General features: G+C 69.3%; 2 protein-coding genes and 1 pseudogene. All 3 read right to left on the reverse strand.

Features of this window, described 5'->3' with window-relative positions; genetic code table 11:
• Positions 1 to 127: 127 nt before the first annotated feature.
• A complete protein-coding gene (locus tag G6017_RS06965) occupies positions 128 to 1,294 on the reverse strand; it encodes an alpha/beta hydrolase (RefSeq protein ID WP_182616642.1) in 1,167 nt (388 codons plus the stop codon).
• 76 nt (positions 1,295 to 1,370) lie between these two features.
• Entirely contained in the window at positions 1,371 to 1,868 is a 498-nt protein-coding gene (locus G6017_RS06970; RefSeq protein ID WP_346034869.1) for a glutathione peroxidase, read from the reverse strand.
• A gap of 91 nt (positions 1,869 to 1,959) precedes the next feature.
• Positions 1,960 to 2,729, reverse strand: a pseudogene (locus G6017_RS06975) (MFS transporter); the annotation flags it as partial.

The following is a 2,729-nucleotide window of genomic DNA, read 5'->3' on the forward strand; positions in this document are numbered from 1 at the left end:
GAGCGTTCCGCACACATCGCCCGAGAAGGGGGTGCGCGGAACGGTCTTATCGATGACGGGAGCGAGCGCGAGGGCGCCGGGGCGAGCATGGGGCGATCGCGAGGGCGCCGGGGCGCCGGGGCGGGGGTCAGTCCTCGAGAGCGGGCTTGATGTGCTCCCAGCCGGCCTCGAAGTTCTTGAGGAAGTTCGGCCAGTTGTGCAGCCCCGTGTCGGAGTAGTCCACCCGGTGGTCGACGTTCGCGCGGTCGAGCGCCCTCTCGAAGGCCTCGGTGCCCTCGCGCACGCCCTTCTCCAGGACCAGTCCGATGAGCAGGTTCTGGACGTCCGCGCCGCCGCCGTACTCCTGCAGGTCCTCCGGGCCGATCTCGCCACTGCCGGACGAGAAGTAGACGGCCTTGCCCCGCAGTCCCTCCGGGTGAGAGATGGTGTCGTTCTCCGCCCAGCGCCCGCTTCGGTGCGGACCCCACATGTTGTCCACCTGGCCACCGCGGGTCTCCACGCTGAGCCGGACGGTCTGGTAACCGAGCGCGTCCATCGTGGAGTAGTAGCCGCTGAAGGACATCACGGCGTCGTAGAGCCCGGGGTGCGTGGCGGCCAGGTGCATGGCCGCCTGGCCGCCCATCGAGATCCCCCCGATCCCGTTCCTGCCGCTCGTCTCGAGCTGCTCGGCCACGACGCCCGGCAGCTCCTCGGTGAGGAAGGTCTCCCACTTGTTGTTGCCCAGGACCGGGTCCGGCTGCTCCCAGTCGGTGTAGTACGAGGCGAACGCGCCGGCGGGATTGACCACGTGCACGTCCTCGTCCGCGAGCCGATCCGCGATCTGGCCCTGGTGGTTCCACCCGGTGCTGCTCACCGGGGCGCCGACGCCGTCGAGCATGTAGAGCACCGGAGCGGCGCCCTCACCCCGGGACGGGACCACCTCGACGGTGATCTCGCGCTGCATCGATTCCGAGGCGACGATCCAGTACTGATACTCCCCCCGCGTGCGCTCGACTCCCCGGAACTCGGTCTCGGTGATGCTCGGATCGACCGGGGAAGGCGTCCCGATGGGGGCAGAGGATCCCTCACCGAGCGGGATGTCCGCGGAGCCCACCGACCCGAGCGAACCGGCGGTCGAGCCCAGTGGGACGGAACCCACGGCCTCGATGATGGTCTCCAGATCGTCCGGCCCCAACGTGGTCGGGTCGATGCTGCCGAGCTGCGCTCCGGCCGGGGCGACCGAACCGAGGGTCAGGGCGAGGGCCAGCGCGCCGGCGGTGGCGGTGGCGGCGAATCGGGGCATTCCGACAGACATACGGCTCCAGAGTTCTCAGTGATGACTTAAGAACCTTAGCCGCAGCAACTTGAATCGGCCCACTCACCGCACGGCCTCACGACTCCCGCAACGCCTCCTCGACGGCCTTGCGCAGGTCCTCAGGCTTACGGTTGGGGCCGAACCGACCCACCACGGTGCCGTCACGCCCGATGAGGAACTTGGTGAAGTTCCACGAGATCCGACCGCCCAGCAGACCGGATTCCTGCGACTTGAGCCAGCGGTACAGCGGGTGGGTGCCCGATCCGTTGACCTCGATCTTGGAGAACAGCGGGAACTCCACCCCGAAGTTGCGCTCGCAGAACGACCCGATCTCCTCGTCGGTGCCCGGCTCCTGGTGCGCGAACTGGTCACACGGGAAGCCCAACACCACGAAGCCCTGGTCGCGGTACTCCTCGTACAGCTTCTGCAACCCCTTGTACTGGGGGGTGAACCCGCATTTGCTGGCGGTGTTGACCACCAGGACGACCTGACCGGCGTAGTCGGCCAGATCCTTCTCGCTGCCATCGAGCAGGCCTGCTCGGAAATCCGTGAGGGTGACATTGTCATCGGGCACGGCGCGTCTCCTCGTCGTCGTCATGACCGGCGGGCTTCACCCGCCGTCCGTCCCGAGGCTTCCACACTCCGGGGCGCTCACGCACCCGGCATCACCGGGCCGCCGACGCCTCGGGCATTCTCAGCGCCGACACCGCACCGATCAACCCCAGGATCGCCAGGAAGACCAGCGCCCACTCGACCCCCGCCAGCGCGATGACCGAACTGATGCCGCCCACCACGAGCAGGATGAACCCCATGGCCGAGTTGGAGACCGCGACGTAGGTCGTCCGCAGGTCGCCCTCGGCCACGTCCACGACATAGGTCTTGCGCCCCACGCGGACCCCGGAGTGCAACAGCGTGAGCAGGAAGTATCCGCCCACGAAGAACACGGTCCCCAGCGCGGACGAGCCGTCGACGCCGGGGAGCGAGACGGCCACCACGAAACCCAGCGCCACGATCGAGGCGGCGGCGGCCGCCCACGCCATGAGCCGACGACTGGACCGGTCGGCGAGCCGGCCGAAGATCCGCCCCCCGACGAGTGAGGCGATCCCGGAGGCGAGGATGAACCCGCCGAGCCCGGCCAGTGCCCCGGTGCCCGCCGCGACGGACATCGACACGATGAACGGCGGACTCAGCGACGACACGAGGATCAGGCCACGCACGGTGACGAACCTGCGGAACGTCCGGTCCTCGCGGAACATCCGGGCCGCCTCGGCGAACCAGGATCCGCCGCCGTCGCCGTCCTGGTGATCGGCGGCCCCGGCGGCGGCCTCTCCCGCGGGCTCGGTGACCCGCGCGTAGACCAGCGCCGAGAGCACCCACAGCACGGCGCCACCGGCCAGCAACAGGGCGAGGTCGCCGGGGCCCAGATCGTCGCCGA

Source organism: Dietzia sp. B44 (genome assembly GCF_014145245.1).
Classification (GTDB): Bacteria; Actinomycetota; Actinomycetes; order Mycobacteriales; family Mycobacteriaceae; genus Dietzia; species Dietzia natronolimnaea.